A 15,151-nucleotide genomic window follows, 5' to 3' on the forward strand; every position below is an offset into this window, starting at 1 on the left:
GGTGCGGCCATTTCTTACGATTCGGTTGGTTGCTTTCTAGGCGGGCGTTTTCCCCAATATTGATAATAGTCTGTTTTAATAAATCCATTAAACAGCTTTCTCTTTTTCGTCGCTTTTCTTCCGAAGCACTCTTCGAATTTTTCGTGTGACGTTAAGATGTAAATGGACCATGTATCTAGGTTCTTAAACGCTTCACCCATTCCTTGATACATTTTTTCAACAGCTGGTTTATCACTCAGTCGTTCACCATAAGGAGGATTTCCAACAATCACACCGTACTCTTCTTTTGTTTGAAAGTCTTTTACTTGCATTTGTTTGAACTCAATCAGTTCACTCAGTCCTGCTTCTTCTGCATTCATTTTTGCGATGTCTACCATACGATGGTCGATGTCACTTGCAATAATGCGGAGCGGCTGATCATAGTTTGCTTTTTCTTCGACTTCCACACGCGCTTTGTTCCATACGTCTTCACCGATCCATTCCCATGATTCAGACGCAAAATCTCGGTTAAATCCTGGAGCAATGTTTTGTCCTATCATCGCCGCTTCTATGGCGATTGTTCCTGATCCGCAGAAAGGATCAACAAACGGACGGTCAGGTGTCCAGTTCGTTAATAAGACGAGCGCAGCAGCAAGCGTTTCTTTAATAGGTGCTCCGCCTTGATCCATGCGGTATCCGCGTTTATGAAGACCTACACCAGATGTATCAAGCGTAAGAACCGCTTTATCTTTTAAAAGAGCGATCTCGATTTTATATTCAGGTCCCGTCTCTTCAAGCCATTCAGACTGAATGTTGTAGGAGGATTTAAGCTTTTGAGCGATGGCTTTTTTGACGATGCGCTGGCAGTCAGGCACACTGGCAAGCTGAGATTTCACAGATTTCCCGATGACAGGAAACGTACTGTTTTTTGGTAAAAAAGCGGCCCAGTCAATCGCTTTCGTTTGTTCAAAAAGCTCATCAAATGTTTTTGCCGAAAATTCAGCAACTTGTACCTTGATCCGGTCTGCTGTACGCAGCCAAAGGTTTGCACGGCAAATCGCAAGAGCATCCCCCTTGAAAATCACTTTTCCGTTGTCGACTGTGCACTCATAGCCAAGGTCTCTTACTTCTTTTGCAACAATTGCTTCAATTCCCATTGGAGCTGTTGCGATGAGTGTATAGGTTTTCATTGATTTATCACCTGTTTTCTCGTCCTTTTATGTATTCAAGATAAAAGCTCTCCATATGTTGAAATAGGAGAGCTTTGTTTCATCATGTTTATGATAACGGATATAACGTTCTGTAAGCCATGTTTTGTTCCATCGTACTGCAAACGGCAAATGCCTCGTACTCAGGTGGTAATCATCTATCTACAGAATTCTCTGTCCTTCTCTCCGTTTGGTTCCTTTGAGAAAGTTCCCCTACCAAGTTTGGGTTTCTCGCTCGAGGGGTTTACCGCGTTCCACTCTCACCATTTCTAGTGAGACTTCGTCACTGTGGCACTTTCAAGGATACTTTGCCATATCCTAAAAAGGACGTAGGCATTTTTCCTGCCGTCAGCCTTTCCCAGGCTGCCCTGGCTTATTTTTTCGCCAGGCACGAACACTACGGGCATCTCAGCACCGTGCGAGCATGGACTTTCCTCTGCAATGCCCTAAATAGCATTACAGCGATTACCCGAACGTTAATCAATAAGCGTTATTATAAACGACAATGACATCTGACACAAGCTTTTTTCAGCAAGACTCAATCATAAAGTTTGCTGCCGAATACGTGTTTCTCAAGGTTCGATAGTCTTTTTAAAATATCAAAGTTTGTTGTATTAGACTGTGCAGGCTGTCTTTTCCCTTGTTCAACAGCTTCTTCAAGCTGTTTTGACAAGTGGAGGTTTTCTTGTTGAAGTTTTTCGATTTCTTGGTTGAATGTCTCATAGTCTTTAATGACCATATCTAAAAATTTATCGACTTCTTCTTGTTTGTACCCTCTGACACCTGTTTTAAATTCTTTTTCTAAAATTTCTTTCGCAGAAAGCTTTACTTTATCAGCAAGCATCTTTTTCACCTCATATCGTGAATTCATAGTATATTTTTTCAGAAATACGTGACGTTGTCAAATTTTCTCTTGCTTTTAATCAAAAAACGGATCTTCTGCCTCAACCTGCGCTCTTAGATCATCCATCGTGATGTACATAATGGGGTAATCGGTATAAGCTTCCGCCTCCCTGATCATATACTTCGGCGATCCCTCATGCTCGGGATCATATAAGACGAGAAGACCATCTGTTTTTTCAATAAAAAAGCGGTTCTTTTGTTTAAATTGTGCCGGACTTTCGTACGGTCTATGCGTGACACTTTCTACAAAATCGGCCTGTGCAAGAATTCCTTCATACAACTCTTTGTTTTGTTCATTCCAGCGCTCTTCCTGTTCATAAAATGGCGTAATGACTGCAAGTTTTAACGCTGGATATTCCTCCTGAAGCTCAAACACCACTTCGGCTGTCCAAATTTCTGCCCCAAGCTGGCCTGATATGAGCACCCATTCCAGACCTTCTTCGATAAGGGCTGTCAGCCTTTTTTGAAGCTCCGCTTTTATGTATTGAAGTGCAGGCTCGTCTTGTTTGAATATCCCAAGCTCAAAGGGCTTGTACCCTGTGACAGCAATAATTTTCATTTTTTCACCTGCTTTTAAAAAATGGGACTTATAAAAGTCCCATTCACTTTATCTGTTACAGCAAGGTCCACCGCAGTTAAAGTGTTGATGTGTTGTCGGGTCCACCTGAGAAAACGTATGCGGGAAGTAGTGAACATGTTTGAAATTATGGTGGTGAACATTTGTCACATGCTGCGGGTGGATATGCGGCACAATTGTTGTTGACTCGCTGTGTGTACAGCAATGATTCGTCGGATGAACAATTGGCTGTGTAACATTCGGATGGCAATGATGGTGATGATGGTACATGTAGCATTCCCCTCTCCTTTATTTTCTTACATTAACAATGTATGAATTAAGAGGTGTACATGTACTAATGCATTAACCTATTTTAAAAGTTGGCAAGAAAAATATCTTTATAGTTTGAAAACACAAAAGCGACCAAAATGACCACAAGAAAAAACAAGTAGAAAAGACCCTTATACATGCTATACGCTCCTCTTTCAATATCTAACGTTATTTTACAGGATTCGCGGACTTTCTACAATAAAAGTGCTAAACAATTTTTATTTTCGGCCGAGAGCCGAACGTTGTCATTTTTTGCGCTTTCCCGGGTAATAATATTTCATTGCCCAGCTTTTCTCAATAGCCGTTTTTTTCGCTTCTCAAGCTCTTTTGTGTCTCGCTCGCTTAACGATGAGAAAGATAATAAAGATTCCGTGATGGAAAGAGCTGACCTTGCATCTTTTTGGCGATGCTCTTTACACTTCGCAAGCTCTATACCTGCTTTTAATGCCAAATGGACATCACTTGATTCAAATAATGTTTCCCAAATTCGAACTGCTTCATCCCACTCGTTTAGCCGTTTATATTGTAAGGAGAGATCAAAAGCCGCCTGATTGGCATGTTCAAAATCAGCACCTGTTAATTCCCGCAAATGCTTCGTAGCTTCCTGTACATCACGATGCGCAAGATGCCACCTAGCCAGCGCGTATTTCTCATCGTGCTCTTTTACCGCATCCATAGATAGAATTTTTTTGGATAGATGGATGTAAAGGCTGATTAACGATAGGACGTCTAATTCATTATGAGTCAAAATCCCTTCGATGAGCTTCGGTTTTTGTTCCTTTAAAAAGTGAAAATAGATCATCGGTGCCAAAAAACCCGGTGTGTCTCCCTCCCGGTGGACGTGCAGCTCTTCTTTTTCAACCACAGACAGCGCCATTCGTTCATATTTATGCTTCCACAATCGTCTTGATCCATGCAGAAGATCAAAGTGGCCAAACTCTGGAAGCGCAGGGATTTGATCTCGCAAAAAAGTATGTCTCGTTTTCACTTGCGGCCAATCGAATGATTTTCCATTATATGTAACGAGTGATTCTACGTTCACTTCATCGAGAAAGCTTTTATAAAGAGCCGCTTCATTTCCCGGATTTGTGAGCAGGTGCTGTTTCACCACTACTTTGTCAGCAAATACCCGCGCATGTCCTAGCAAGAAAATCATATTTCCCGTTCCGCCAGATAATCCAGTTGTTTCTGTATCAAAGAAAAACAGTTCATGCGGCTTGTAACCTTTAGCCGATAGAGAATGCTGGATGCTGCTTTTGTTCCATGCCTCGATGATCTTTGGCAGTTCCGCAAACGAGTAGAGTCCATGCTTATCATCTAATGAATAGGTGACTTCTCGAATGAGACAAAAGGAATTCTCAAAGTGATAAGGAGCTGCACCCAATTGCTCCCATTCCTTTAAAAATGGAATGTTTTCGGCCATCACAGGCTGAGGCTGCCCTTCCACTGTTTTTTGACGTTTTTCGTTTGGCTGGTTGTGCGATAGGTGCTTCTTCATTCGATTTAATTTCCCTTTTAAAGACATGAGTAGGTATCTTCCTCCTTCCTCTTAAAATGCAGACATCAATTCAACAATGCTGCTTTTTCCGCTCACCTCTTTCATTTCCATGCCAATGCAGGATGGACAGCCGTTCTCACAGCGGCACCGCTCTATCAGCTGAATGGCTGCACCTGCTATTTCATCGAAACGAGCTTGGACTTCTTTGCTTAAGCCGATTCCGCCAGGGTAGTGGTCATATAAAAAGACTGTCGGTTTACCGGTATGTGCCGCTTTAATTTGTGAAACAACATGAATATCTGATCGGTCACACATCACAAAAGCAGGTACAATGTGCTGAAGAACATTTGCGATGCCAAGCAGGAGCTGTTCAAGTGTCTTCTCTTCAAATCTCCGCTCTGCCTCGTGTAATTCAAACCAAGCCGCACTCGTATGAATTTCTTCTTCAGGTAGGTGAATTGGACCAGAGCCGATATTTTCACCGGTACTGAGCCGGATTTTTTTGAAAATTGTTGGCATTGCGTTGACAGTCACATCACCGTAGTGAACAGATACCGCTTCTTTCTCTGTTGTCTGATCGATTTCCAGCACCTTGAGCTGAACAGCTAAATTAGCATCTGTATAGTATTCTACATCCACTTGTTTCACATAAGCCTTCAAATGCTCGTAATCTAGCTTTTCTACTTGATACTGAACCCCTTCATGTAAATAAATTGCCTCATCATGAAGCAATGTCATTGCACTGAATCGATCCATCTCTCCAATAATTCGGACATTCGCTACATCTGATTGATCCACAATCACCACATTTTCCTGGCTTGCAGACCGCAGGCTGATGCCATGCGCTGGGAACGATTGATCTGACCAATAATACCGGTTCCCGCTAAAATGAAGAACCCCTTCCTCATGTAAGTATTGCAAAATGTCTTCTACTTCCATGCCGCCAAACTGTTCATCCGTCCGAAATGGCAGCTCGTAGGAAGCACATTTTAGATGATCCACTAAAATAATGAGATTTTCAGGATTGATTCTGGCTGCTTCAGGCGGTCTATTAAAGAAATATTCAGGGTGTCTGACAATATATTGATCAAGGGGTGAGGAGCTTGCTACCATGATAATGAGCGCCTCCTCATGACGCCTTCCAGCACGTCCAGCCTGCTGCCATGTACTCGCTACACTGCCAGGATACCCCGTCATAATGCATACCTTTAGCTGACCTATATCTACCCCTAATTCTAGTGCGTTCGTGCTGACGACACCTAGAATGTCTCCTTCTCTTAACCCCTTTTCAATCACGCGGCGCTCTTTTGGCAAATAGCCTCCGCGATACCCACGAATCGATTTTGGACCGATTTCTTTTTTCACAAGCTCTTGAATATGACTTAAAATCACTTCTACTCGTACCCTGCTTCTAGCAAAAACGATCGTTTGAATTTTTTCTTTTAAAAATGTTTTAGCCAATTGGTTGACGACAGTGGCAGCGCTTTGTCTAATATTTAATGGTTTATTCACCACTGGCGGGTTATAAAACACAAAATTCTTTTTACCGCTGGGCGCTCCGTTTCGTTCAATAAGATGCACTTTGTTCCCTGTGAGCTGCTGCGCCAGCTCTTTTGGATTCGCAATCGTTGCGGAAGTACAAATGAAAATCGGATCACTTCCATAAAATGCACAAATTCGCTTTAATCTTCGAATCACATTGGCCACATGACTGCCAAACACACCCCGATATGTATGAAGTTCATCAATGACAATATACTTCAAATTCTCAAACAAGCTGACCCATTTCGTGTGATGAGGCAAAATAGCTGAATGCAGCATATCTGGGTTTGTGATGACAATATGCCCTGCTTGTCTGACTCGCTGCCGAATGGCCGGGGAGGTGTCCCCGTCATATGTTTCACTATGAATCGGAACATCCATCTCGTGGATGATCTCGTTAAGTTCACTCTTTTGATCCTGTGCGAGCGCTTTTGTTGGGAATAAATAAAGAGAGCGGTTTGTCTGGTCTTCTGCGATCGACTGAAGAACAGGCAGATTGTAGCAAAGCGTTTTACCTGAAGCTGTTGGTGTAACAGTCACTACATGCTCACCATCCATTACACGTTCAAAGGCTTCCTTTTGATGAATATACAGCTCTTTCACGCCTCGTTTTTCAAGCGCCTTTTTTAGCCTGTCGTCCACTCTTTCAGGAACGGGAGAGGTCTGTGCAGGCTTTGCTTCAATTTCATGCCAATGCTCTACCTGTTCGTCTTTCTTTAATTCTTCTATCAGTTCGTTCATTGTTTTCTTTTTCATATTGCGTCCACCTCTCATTCTAGTGTACCGAATATTTGTTTGCATGACTAGGCGGCAATTTTTTGATGCGGACTTATGAGCAAATACTTTGAACTGTTGTAACAATATCTATTACACTTCTAAAGTGAAATGATTTTATCAAGGAAGAAGATGATCAGATTGAAAAACGAATTTAAGCCTTTGTTTGAACCATTTACGTTTCCAGGAGGCGCTTCTATTGATGGCCGGTTAGTCGTTGCTCCAATGACACACTTCGGTTCTCATGATGACGGCACCATTTCAAAAGACGAAATTGACTTCATTACAGCTAGATCAAGTGAAATGGGCATGGTGATTACAGCATGTGCGAATGTGACTCCAGATGGGAAGGCATTTGAAGGACAGCCTTCTATCGCAAGAGATGAAGATATACCAGGCCTGAAAAAATTGGCTGCAGCAATCCAGGCGAAAGGAACAAAAGCCATTATTCAAATTCATCACGGCGGCTCTCAGGCTCTCCCTCATTTAGTTCCAAACGGTGATGTGGTTGCGCCAAGTGATGTGTTTAAAGATGGAAAACAAATTGCACGCGCTTTAAAAGAAGAGGAAATTACGCATATTATCGACTCCTTTAAAGAAGCGGCGAGACGAGCGGTGCAAGCAGGGTTTGACGGCGTGGAAATTCACGGAGCAAACGGTTATTTATTACAACAATTTTACTCACCGCATAGCAATCAGCGTACAGATCAATGGGGAGGAAATGAAGAAAAACGTCTAGCTTTCCCTATTGCTGTTGTAGATGCAGTTAAAGAGGCCATCAAAGAACATGCGGCTAAACCGTTTATCTTTGGATACCGGTTATCTCCTGAAGAACCAGAAACACCTGGTTTAACAATGACAGAGACGTTTACATTAGTGGATGTTCTCAAAACAAAAAGCCTCGATTATTTGCATATCTCTCTAATGGAGATTGGCTCTAAAGCAAGACGAGGCGCAGATTCTAATAAAACTCGTATGGAACTGCTAAAAGAACGCTGCGGCGATGCTCTTCCGCTTATTGGAGTAGGCAGTGTCATTACAGCTGAAGATGCACTCCATGCTTACAATCAAGGGATTCCTCTCATCGCTGTCGCACGAGAGCTGATCGTCGACCCAGATTGGGCTAAGAAGATTAAAGAAGGCAGAGAACAAGAGATTGAAACCGTCATTAAACGCAGCCAAAAAGACAAGTATCTCATTCCAGAAGGATTGTGGTCTGTCATGGAAGCAAGTCAAGGCTGGGTTCCGATGGAGGATTAATGTCCTCAGCACAATAAAAAACTACCCTATCAGTGGGTAGTTTTTTCTATTCATGGATTATTTCATTTTCACTGTAAAGAGCTTGGACATCTGCTTTTCTACAGAGCCTTTTGGTTCTTTATCAAGTCGTTCGATAAGGTCACCATTCATAATCACAATCGGTGTCACTGTACTTGATGCTTTCTCTTCAATCAGTTCTAAATCACATGTAATAAGAGGATCACCGATTTTCACTTTATCCCCTTCTTTCATGTGGGCTTCAAATCCTTCACCATTTAACCCAACTGTTTCAAGTCCGATATGAATCAGAAGCTCAAGCCCCGAGAGTGTTCGAATGCCAATTGCATGTTTTGTATGGAAGAGCTGAATGATTTCACCCTCTACTGGTGACACAATCGTCCCACTTTTTGGTTTTACTGCTACGCCGTCTCCCATCATCTTTTGAGAAAAGACGGGATCTGGTACATCAGTCATATCCATTAACTCTCCATCAACTGGAGAATAAATGACTTCTTCCTTTACATCATCTTGGTTTTTTCCGAAACCGAATAATTTTTTCAGCAATGTCAATTTGCTCCCTTCAAGCTTTGCTTCCTAAATCTATTTCGTGTATGAAACTTTACGCCCATACACCTTGCTTCATTCAACACTATTTAATCATAATTTTTTCCTCTCATCAATTGATAACCGCCTGAGCCCCCTCTGCATAGGCTGTAAATGAGAGGTGATTCAGATGAAACATGAAGGCGAAAAAAAACATGAAATGCTGGCAAATGAAGATATGCTATATGAAGCGATTGAGCAATTTTTTGCATCCTCCCCGTTTCACGAGATATTAAATAGTGCAGAGGCACTCATGACCACATCGCATTCACTTGCATCCATTACGACCGGTGTGACAGAGGATGAACAGAATGTGTATATCGAGATTCAATTTCCAGACCATTTTGTCGAAGGAGACATTGCGCTAGAAGTAAAAGCCCAATATTTACACTTATCAGTACAGGAAAAAATCAAAACAGATACGACTTCTTCGTATTCAAGCTTTACCAAAACCATTTTAATGCCGGCAAAAATAGATGAAACGAAAATGAAGAGTGTGTGGAAAGATCAATCGCTTCATGTGTCTGCGCCAAAGCAAACAACCCAATAGATCAATCTATTGGGTTTTAGCTATGCTTTAAAAATGCTTGTAAATCCTTTCGCCAATGAGCCTACTTGATTCATTGTACTCATCATTTGGCCAGCTGTATCAAACATTTTGTTAAAATCGTATTGCCCATTCGTCTTTTTGAATTGTGACAGCACACTTTTAAATTGAGATGGCTGCTGTTTTTGCGGCCTTGGCAATGGATAAGGGTTCATAGGCGGCTGCATGGGCATCATGCCTGGAGGCTGCTGCATTTGGGGTGGATTCATCGCTTCTGGCGGCTGTAAAGGCGGCACGTTTTCTTGGTATCCATAAGGCGGCTGATAAACAGTAGATGGTGCCTGATTCATTCCCCCTCCACCTTGATACGGCGGCATGAAATAGTCTGGAGGCTGCGGAGGCTGCTGCTGCATCTCTGGATACGGAAAAGGCCTTTGCTTGAATTGATTGAATTCATAAGGCTGCTGGTTTGAATAAGGGAACATCTATCTCGCTCCTCTCGCTCTCAACACATATTGATGACACTCATATATTATGACCAAGAGCAGAAGATGTGCCTAAAGAAGCCATAAGAAAAACGCAGCATCATGTCTTTAGCTGCGCTTTTTGATTTCTTCTATTAAAAGGTTCAGAGTGTAAACCACTGACTCAACTAAATTTTTTACACGGGGTGCGTGCTGTTTACCAAAATAAGATTGCAGGACAACCTCTTTTCCATTTTCTTTTACGGCTTCAAGCTGTTCTTGGTGTAAATATCTAGGTTTGGCCTGCTCAATAAACGAGATGGCAGCGGTGAGCCACTCCTCCATTTTCTGATCAAATGTAACAACGGCCGGCTGAATATCCGTATAAAAATCATACGATGGGTACTCCTCTTCAGCCTTTCCCTTTTGGTACTGCTCATACGCTTCTTCGATCCATATTCTCAAGTTTTGTGTATGTTCAAGTAATGTTTGATTATCCAAAGTGTTCACCTCTATGAACCATCCTATCAAACGTTTACCTATTGCTCAAATAGAAAAGCTATCCGGCGTGATATGCCGGTCTTGCTGCCAGTTTATACTCGGCTGCATGAAGCTTCACTTCACAGTCCTTTACTTCTGATTCAAGCCGGTCAATCATTTGTTCTTGCTCTTCTATCGCTGCACGTTTCGTCTCCTTCACAGCAAGAGACAGCTCTTCCTCTACCGCATCAATTTTTCGCTCGATTTCCTCTAACAACTGCATAATGGATTCTTTTGATACAAATTCGCTCATCATCAGATTCCTCCTTTATCGTCTCTCGTTACATTCTCTTTTCTTTCTCACCCTCCTTCACACATGACAAAACTAGAAGCAAATCGCCAATCTAAGTGTAGATAAGCGCTATTTCTTCCTTTTCGACAGATGCTTGTCCTTCTTTGTATGATTGCGTCCGATTGTGTAAATTCTAAAGACAAAAGGAGGTAGATTTCATGAAAAAGCAGCCAGCACCAAAAGAGCAAAAACCAAAAGGGAAAGAAAACAGTCCAGATCAGCTGGATAAAAAGCTCGGCGGTCCTAATCGTCCATCTACGTAAAAAAAGCAGGCACCCCCTGCTTTTTATTTATGCAAAAAATAGTGCTCTAATGAGAAAAGAAAACGAAGCTGTCTTTTTTTATGAAAATACCAGTCGGTCAGCTCAATCTGCTTTGGCAGCGGCTCTGCCTCAAATAAAGATGGACTCAATTTCTTTTGAAACCAATCTTCCCTTTGATCGTCTAATGAATGTGTCATCACCGGATAAACCGTCCGAAGAAAAGGTGTTGACCTTCTAGCGATCCCTAAAAACGGTTCAAAATCAAACCGAGATCCCGTATGCGGAACGGTATGCAAAAAATGATAAAAATCCGAAAACAAATCGGCTCGAAATAATAGTTTCGCTAGTTTTTTACCTAATGTAATGCGATCCTTTACATTGGAAAACTTCCGTATGGTTAAGCCGTACAAATGCCCGTCCACCGTTGGAAAAACAACGGTTTGGAAATGTCCCCACTCGCTGAAAAGATATTGAATCGAGTGAAAAACATTCTTTTTCAGAAGAGGATTTTGTATAATAGGAGATTGTATAGTATATTGTTCATTTATGATGAGTGCATAAAGCAGACGCTCTGTGTCACGCTTTAGCCAGAAGCGTTCCCACTCAGCGCTCATAAAACGAGACACGGAGAAATAAGGCAGCAGATGAAACAAAGGTTTACTGCATCGCTTAGACCATTCGTACAAAAGAAGCTGAGGGTAAGCATCCGAAAAGATCAGCCAATTCGCTCTTTCATATGCTGTGAAAAAAAGGTGCCCCTGCTGATCCGTTAAACCTGGATGGAAGAGCTCGCCTTTTAAATCCGTCATGGACCACCCAGCATTTCTCGAGACAAAGGAAGCGAGCAGCGACCATTTCATCTCTGGATGCCGGTCATAAAAGCGCTTGTAGGCATTTGTTCTCGTCAGGTTGTCTTTATTTTTTGCTTTCGTTTCACGCAAAATTTGCTGAGTGATGATATGCTCTTCTTGGGACAACATGGTGATCTCTCCAATACAAAATGCATTAAAAGGAGGCTGAAACTTGATGATTCGGTATCCAAACGGAAAATCGTATCAGCCCATACAACAAATTGGGACAAAAAAAAGAATCAGCGGCGAATCCTCTTATAGTAACCGCGGGATGACGCTTGAGGCTGATTTAAATGAAACAAACCAATACTATTTGGTCAACGGGATCGCAGTCATTCATAAAAAGCCTACCCCAGTTCAAATTGTGAATGTGGATTATCCAAAAAGAAGTGCTGCTGTCATTAAAGAAGCCTATTTTAAACAATCATCCACAACAGACTATAACGGGGTGTATAAAGGCCGCTATATCGATTTTGAAGCAAAGGAAACCAAAAGCACTACCTCGTTTCCGCTCAAAAATTTCCACGACCATCAAATTGAGCATATGAAACAGGTTGAAAAGCAAGGCGGTATTTGTTTCGTTATTATATCCGCTTTTGGCTCCGTTTATTATTTGCCCGCTTCAGATCTCTTTTTCTTCTGGGAGCGGCAGAAAAAAAACGGCCGTAAATCCATTAGCAAAGACGAATTAATGGAAGCTGGCCACATAATGACACTTGGATATTCGCCAAGAATTGATTATATTAAAGTAGTGGAGACACTTCATTTTTCGGATGAAAGCAAGCAGCAATTACGTTCGAAAAAGGTTTAACACGAAAGGTTGAGATGTGATGTCTGATCAATTTACAAGTCGTGAACAGCGACGTAAAGCAAGTCAAGAAAACAATAAGAAGCAAAAGAACAAAAAAGGCAAAAAGAAAGCAGGTCTATTTAAAAAAATATTTTTATCTTTACTCGTGATCGGTCTACTTTGTTTAGTTGCCGGAATCACAACTTTTGCCGTTTTTGCATCAAGCGCTCCTTCTATTGATGATAGTAAGCTTAAAACACCATACTCTTCAAAGCTTTATGATAAAGACAAGAAAGTGTTTGCAGAAGTTGGTGCAGAAAAAAGAACGTATGTCTCGATAAAAGATATACCCGATGTAGTAAAAGACGCGTTTATTGCGACTGAAGATGCACGTTTTTATAAGCACCACGGGATTGATCCAATCCGTATCGGCGGTGCACTTGTCGCAAACGTTGAGGACGGCTTTGGTGCTGAAGGCGGAAGTACAATTACACAGCAGGTTGTGAAAAACTCCCTCCTAAGCAATCAAAAGACGTTAAAACGGAAAGTACAGGAAGTATGGCTCTCGATTCAGCTTGAGCAAAAATACTCTAAAGATGAAATTTTAGAAATGTATTTAAACCGTATTTTCTTCTCTCCTTATGCTTATGGTGTTGGGAAAGCAGCTGAACAATTTTTCGGAGTCACAGATTTAAATAAACTAACCGTTGCACAGGCTGCTACACTTGCAGGTATGCCGCAGAGTCCTTCTGCCTATAACCCAGTGAAACACCCCGAGGCAGCGGAAAAACGCCGTAATATCGTTTTAAGCCTTATGAAAAAACAAGGCTACATTTCAGAAAAAGACTATGACGTTGCAAAAGCAACCCCTGTCAGCAAGACAGTTGTTTCAGCTAGTAAATATAAGAGCCAAAACTCTAGTAAGTACTCTGCCTACATTGAAGAAGTGATGGAAGAAGTACAGAAAAAAGCCAAAGTGGATGCATCAACTGATGGATTAAAAATCTATACATCACTTGATCGAAATGCACAGGATCATCTAACTGAAATCATCAATGGAGATTCAGTTGGATTTACGAAAGGGATGCAGGCGGGTGTGACTCTGCTTGATACGAAAAATGGTGAAATTCGCGCCATTGGCGGTGGACGTGATGTACCAGCCGGCGGCTTTAACTATGCGACGGATGCAAAACGCCAGCCAGGCTCCACAATCAAACCGATCTTAGATTACGGCCCAGTCATTGAAAACAAAAAATGGTCAACATATCAGCAAATTGATGATGCACCGTATACGTACTCAAACGGTACGCCGATTAATAACTTTGACAGAAGACACTTAGGGAAAATGTCGATGAGAAGTGCTTTGGCACAATCACGTAACATTCCTGCCCTAAAAGCTTTCCAAGAAGCTGGTACAGACAATGCCGTTCAATTCGCTAATAACTTAGGTATGGACTTACCTTCTGACATTCCAGAGTCCTACTCAATCGGTGGATTTGACGATGGTGTCTCCTCCCTTAAGATGGCTGGAGCATTTAGTGCATTCGGTAATAACGGATACTATAACGAACCGCATGCTGTCACGTCTGTTGAATTTAATGACGGGACAAAACTTGACCTTACGCCGGACTCAAAAGCAGCAATGAGTGATTATACAGCATTTATGATCACAGATATGCTGAAAACTGCTGTCCAATCTGGAACTGGTACACTTGCACAAGTACCGAACGTTCAAGTAGCTGGTAAAACAGGTACAACGAACTTTATAGAAAAAGATATTAAGACACACAATATCCCTTCTGGCGGTGCAAAAGATTCGTGGTTTGTCGGTTATACTCCGCAATACACAGCAGCCGTTTGGACGGGAATCGGTAATTCAAAAGATGCAGACGGCAAAGTATGGCTGAATGAAAACGAGCAGCGTGTTGCCAAAATTGTCTTCCAGCGATTGATTTCTCAAATTGATGATGGAAGCGGCTCATTTGAAAAACCAGACAGTGTCGTTGAAGCTACGGTTGAAAAAGGATCCGATCCTGCAAAATTAGCCGGACCGAATACACCAAGTGACAAGAAGACAACAGAATACTTTGTAAAAGGTACGGTTCCAACAAAAGTGTCTGACACTTTTGAGAAAAAAGAAGCCGATAAGCCTTCTGACTTAAAAGCGGTGTATGATGAAGAGAAAAAATCCATCACACTGACTTGGGGCTATTCTGACGACGCTGATGCTACATTTAATGTCAAGCAAGCGGTTGATAATGGCGGCTATAAAGAGATTCAAAACAGCTCTGCTAAAGAAGCGGTCATCTCTGATGTGAAGCCTGGCTCCACTTATAAATTCCAAGTGACAGCCACTGTAGATGATGTCACGAGTAAAGCGGCTTCTACCTTCCTCACCATTAAGGATGACGCAGATGAGGAAGAAAAAGCGGATGATGAGAATAAAGAAGAAGAAGAACCGCAGCAACCTGACGACGAACAGACAGACCAAACAGACGATAACAAAAATCAGCCCCCTGGCACTGATGAGCAAAAGCCTGATGACAAAAAAGATCAAGATAAGGATCAGGACCAAGGTGGAAATACAGAAAACGGAAATAATGGTTCTTCAGAAAATGGCTCAGACAGTACAAATGGGAACAGCAACTCGCAAACTGATAATAAAGATAAAAAGAAAGATGATGAGAAAGCCAACTCTCAAAGTTCCAATTCGCAATCAAATGCTACTTCTCGAAAAGAAGATGAATAATG

Annotated in this window: 16 protein-coding genes and 1 other RNA gene; 5 read left to right on the plus strand and 12 right to left on the minus strand. The window is 41.9% G+C overall.

Going from position 1 to position 15,151, the window contains the following annotated elements:
* Positions 1 to 14 precede the first annotated feature (14 nt).
* The 7 genes from NSQ25_RS10090 to NSQ25_RS10120 form a co-directional block, all read right to left on the minus strand.
* Complete coding sequence (locus NSQ25_RS10090; RefSeq protein ID WP_024428118.1) at positions 15 to 1,169, minus strand: class I SAM-dependent RNA methyltransferase; 1,155 nt, start codon at positions 1,167 to 1,169, stop codon at positions 15 to 17.
* 108 nt (positions 1,170 to 1,277) lie between these two features.
* An RNA gene (gene rnpB / locus NSQ25_RS10095) (RNase P RNA component class B) lies at positions 1,278 to 1,664 on the minus strand.
* Positions 1,665 to 1,725: 61 nt separating this feature from the next.
* Complete coding sequence (gene gpsB / locus NSQ25_RS10100) at positions 1,726 to 2,031, minus strand: cell division regulator GpsB (protein WP_012010336.1); 306 nt, start codon at positions 2,029 to 2,031, stop codon at positions 1,726 to 1,728.
* 75 nt (positions 2,032 to 2,106) lie between these two features.
* Positions 2,107 to 2,649, minus strand: a complete 543-nt coding sequence (locus NSQ25_RS10105; protein ID WP_029706022.1) for a DUF1273 domain-containing protein — start codon at positions 2,647 to 2,649, stop codon at positions 2,107 to 2,109.
* Positions 2,650 to 2,697: 48 nt separating this feature from the next.
* Positions 2,698 to 2,937, minus strand: coding sequence for a CotD family spore coat protein (locus NSQ25_RS10110; protein ID WP_073206049.1), 240 nt, complete (start codon positions 2,935 to 2,937; stop codon positions 2,698 to 2,700).
* A 316-nt stretch (positions 2,938 to 3,253) separates the two neighbouring features.
* On the minus strand, positions 3,254 to 4,501 hold the full coding sequence (locus NSQ25_RS10115; RefSeq protein WP_326136268.1) for a ribonuclease H-like domain-containing protein: 1,248 nt from the start codon (positions 4,499 to 4,501) through the stop codon (positions 3,254 to 3,256).
* Between the two features lie 24 nt (positions 4,502 to 4,525).
* The gene (locus NSQ25_RS10120) at positions 4,526 to 6,772 is read right to left on the minus strand and encodes a DEAD/DEAH box helicase (RefSeq protein WP_326136267.1); all 2,247 of its coding nucleotides are present in this window, start codon (positions 6,770 to 6,772) and stop codon (positions 4,526 to 4,528) included.
* A 159-nt stretch (positions 6,773 to 6,931) separates the two neighbouring features.
* On the opposite strand from NSQ25_RS10120, the gene NSQ25_RS10125 reads away from it, so the two are divergent.
* Positions 6,932 to 8,050, plus strand: a complete 1,119-nt coding sequence (locus NSQ25_RS10125; RefSeq protein ID WP_229137046.1) for an NADH-dependent flavin oxidoreductase — start codon at positions 6,932 to 6,934, stop codon at positions 8,048 to 8,050.
* 57 nt (positions 8,051 to 8,107) lie between these two features.
* On the opposite strand, the gene NSQ25_RS10130 is transcribed toward NSQ25_RS10125, so the two are convergent.
* Positions 8,108 to 8,614 carry a PTS glucose transporter subunit IIA gene (locus NSQ25_RS10130; RefSeq protein WP_034280784.1) on the minus strand — a complete coding sequence of 169 codons (507 nt, stop codon included), beginning with the start codon at positions 8,612 to 8,614 and terminating at the stop codon, positions 8,108 to 8,110.
* A 169-nt stretch (positions 8,615 to 8,783) separates the two neighbouring features.
* Here NSQ25_RS10130 and NSQ25_RS10135 point away from each other — a divergent pair, with 169 nt between their 5' ends.
* Positions 8,784 to 9,203, plus strand: coding sequence for an Hsp20/alpha crystallin family protein (locus NSQ25_RS10135; RefSeq protein WP_034280483.1), 420 nt, complete (start codon positions 8,784 to 8,786; stop codon positions 9,201 to 9,203).
* Positions 9,204 to 9,223: 20 nt separating this feature from the next.
* Here the strand turns inward: NSQ25_RS10135 and NSQ25_RS10140 are convergent, their stop codons facing one another.
* From NSQ25_RS10140 to NSQ25_RS10150, 3 genes are all read right to left on the minus strand, one after another.
* Positions 9,224 to 9,685, minus strand: a complete 462-nt coding sequence (locus tag NSQ25_RS10140; RefSeq protein WP_034280480.1) for a YppG family protein — start codon at positions 9,683 to 9,685, stop codon at positions 9,224 to 9,226.
* Positions 9,686 to 9,793: 108 nt separating this feature from the next.
* On the minus strand, positions 9,794 to 10,174 hold the full coding sequence (locus NSQ25_RS10145) for a YppE family protein (protein ID WP_224426683.1): 381 nt from the start codon (positions 10,172 to 10,174) through the stop codon (positions 9,794 to 9,796).
* Between the two features lie 49 nt (positions 10,175 to 10,223).
* Positions 10,224 to 10,457, minus strand: a complete 234-nt coding sequence (locus NSQ25_RS10150) for a DUF5446 family protein (protein WP_326136266.1) — start codon at positions 10,455 to 10,457, stop codon at positions 10,224 to 10,226.
* Positions 10,458 to 10,654: 197 nt separating this feature from the next.
* Here NSQ25_RS10150 and sspM point away from each other — a divergent pair, with 197 nt between their 5' ends.
* Positions 10,655 to 10,759, plus strand: coding sequence for an acid-soluble spore protein SspM (gene sspM, locus NSQ25_RS10155; RefSeq protein WP_024422772.1), 105 nt, complete (start codon positions 10,655 to 10,657; stop codon positions 10,757 to 10,759).
* A 23-nt stretch (positions 10,760 to 10,782) separates the two neighbouring features.
* On the opposite strand, the gene NSQ25_RS10160 is transcribed toward sspM, so the two are convergent.
* Positions 10,783 to 11,739, minus strand: coding sequence for a DUF2515 domain-containing protein (locus NSQ25_RS10160; RefSeq protein WP_061109278.1), 957 nt, complete (start codon positions 11,737 to 11,739; stop codon positions 10,783 to 10,785).
* 46 nt (positions 11,740 to 11,785) lie between these two features.
* Here NSQ25_RS10160 and recU point away from each other — a divergent pair, with 46 nt between their 5' ends.
* The gene (gene recU, locus NSQ25_RS10165) at positions 11,786 to 12,421 is read left to right on the plus strand and encodes a Holliday junction resolvase RecU (protein ID WP_034280474.1); all 636 of its coding nucleotides are present in this window, start codon (positions 11,786 to 11,788) and stop codon (positions 12,419 to 12,421) included.
* Positions 12,422 to 12,440: 19 nt separating this feature from the next.
* Positions 12,441 to 15,149, plus strand: a complete 2,709-nt coding sequence (locus tag NSQ25_RS10170) for a PBP1A family penicillin-binding protein (RefSeq protein ID WP_144496180.1) — start codon at positions 12,441 to 12,443, stop codon at positions 15,147 to 15,149.
* Positions 15,150 to 15,151: the final 2 nt, after the last annotated feature.

Origin of the sequence: Bacillus sp. FSL R5-0512 (genome assembly GCF_038593295.1) — a bacterium.
Taxonomy (GTDB): domain Bacteria; phylum Bacillota; class Bacilli; order Bacillales; family Bacillaceae; genus Bacillus; species Bacillus safensis.

Coding starts and splice junctions, on each gene's coding strand:
- sspM (WP_024422772.1), top strand. CDS start 10,655: ATGAAAAAGCAGCCAGCACCAAAAGAGCAAAAACCAAAAGGGAAAGAA.
- NSQ25_RS10115 (WP_326136268.1), bottom strand. CDS start 4,501: ATGTCTTTAAAAGGGAAATTAAATCGAATGAAGAAGCACCTATCGCAC.
- NSQ25_RS10090 (WP_024428118.1), bottom strand. CDS start 1,169: ATGAAAACCTATACACTCATCGCAACAGCTCCAATGGGAATTGAAGCA.
- NSQ25_RS10110 (WP_073206049.1), bottom strand. CDS start 2,937: ATGTACCATCATCACCATCATTGCCATCCGAATGTTACACAGCCAATT.
- recU (WP_034280474.1), top strand. CDS start 11,786: ATGATTCGGTATCCAAACGGAAAATCGTATCAGCCCATACAACAAATT.
- NSQ25_RS10150 (WP_326136266.1), bottom strand. CDS start 10,457: ATGAGCGAATTTGTATCAAAAGAATCCATTATGCAGTTGTTAGAGGAA.
- NSQ25_RS10170 (WP_144496180.1), top strand. CDS start 12,441: ATGTCTGATCAATTTACAAGTCGTGAACAGCGACGTAAAGCAAGTCAA.
- NSQ25_RS10105 (WP_029706022.1), bottom strand. CDS start 2,649: ATGAAAATTATTGCTGTCACAGGGTACAAGCCCTTTGAGCTTGGGATA.
- gpsB (WP_012010336.1), bottom strand. CDS start 2,031: ATGCTTGCTGATAAAGTAAAGCTTTCTGCGAAAGAAATTTTAGAAAAA.
- NSQ25_RS10120 (WP_326136267.1), bottom strand. CDS start 6,772: ATGAAAAAGAAAACAATGAACGAACTGATAGAAGAATTAAAGAAAGAC.
- NSQ25_RS10160 (WP_061109278.1), bottom strand. CDS start 11,739: ATGTTGTCCCAAGAAGAGCATATCATCACTCAGCAAATTTTGCGTGAA.
- NSQ25_RS10135 (WP_034280483.1), top strand. CDS start 8,784: ATGAAACATGAAGGCGAAAAAAAACATGAAATGCTGGCAAATGAAGAT.
- NSQ25_RS10140 (WP_034280480.1), bottom strand. CDS start 9,685: ATGTTCCCTTATTCAAACCAGCAGCCTTATGAATTCAATCAATTCAAG.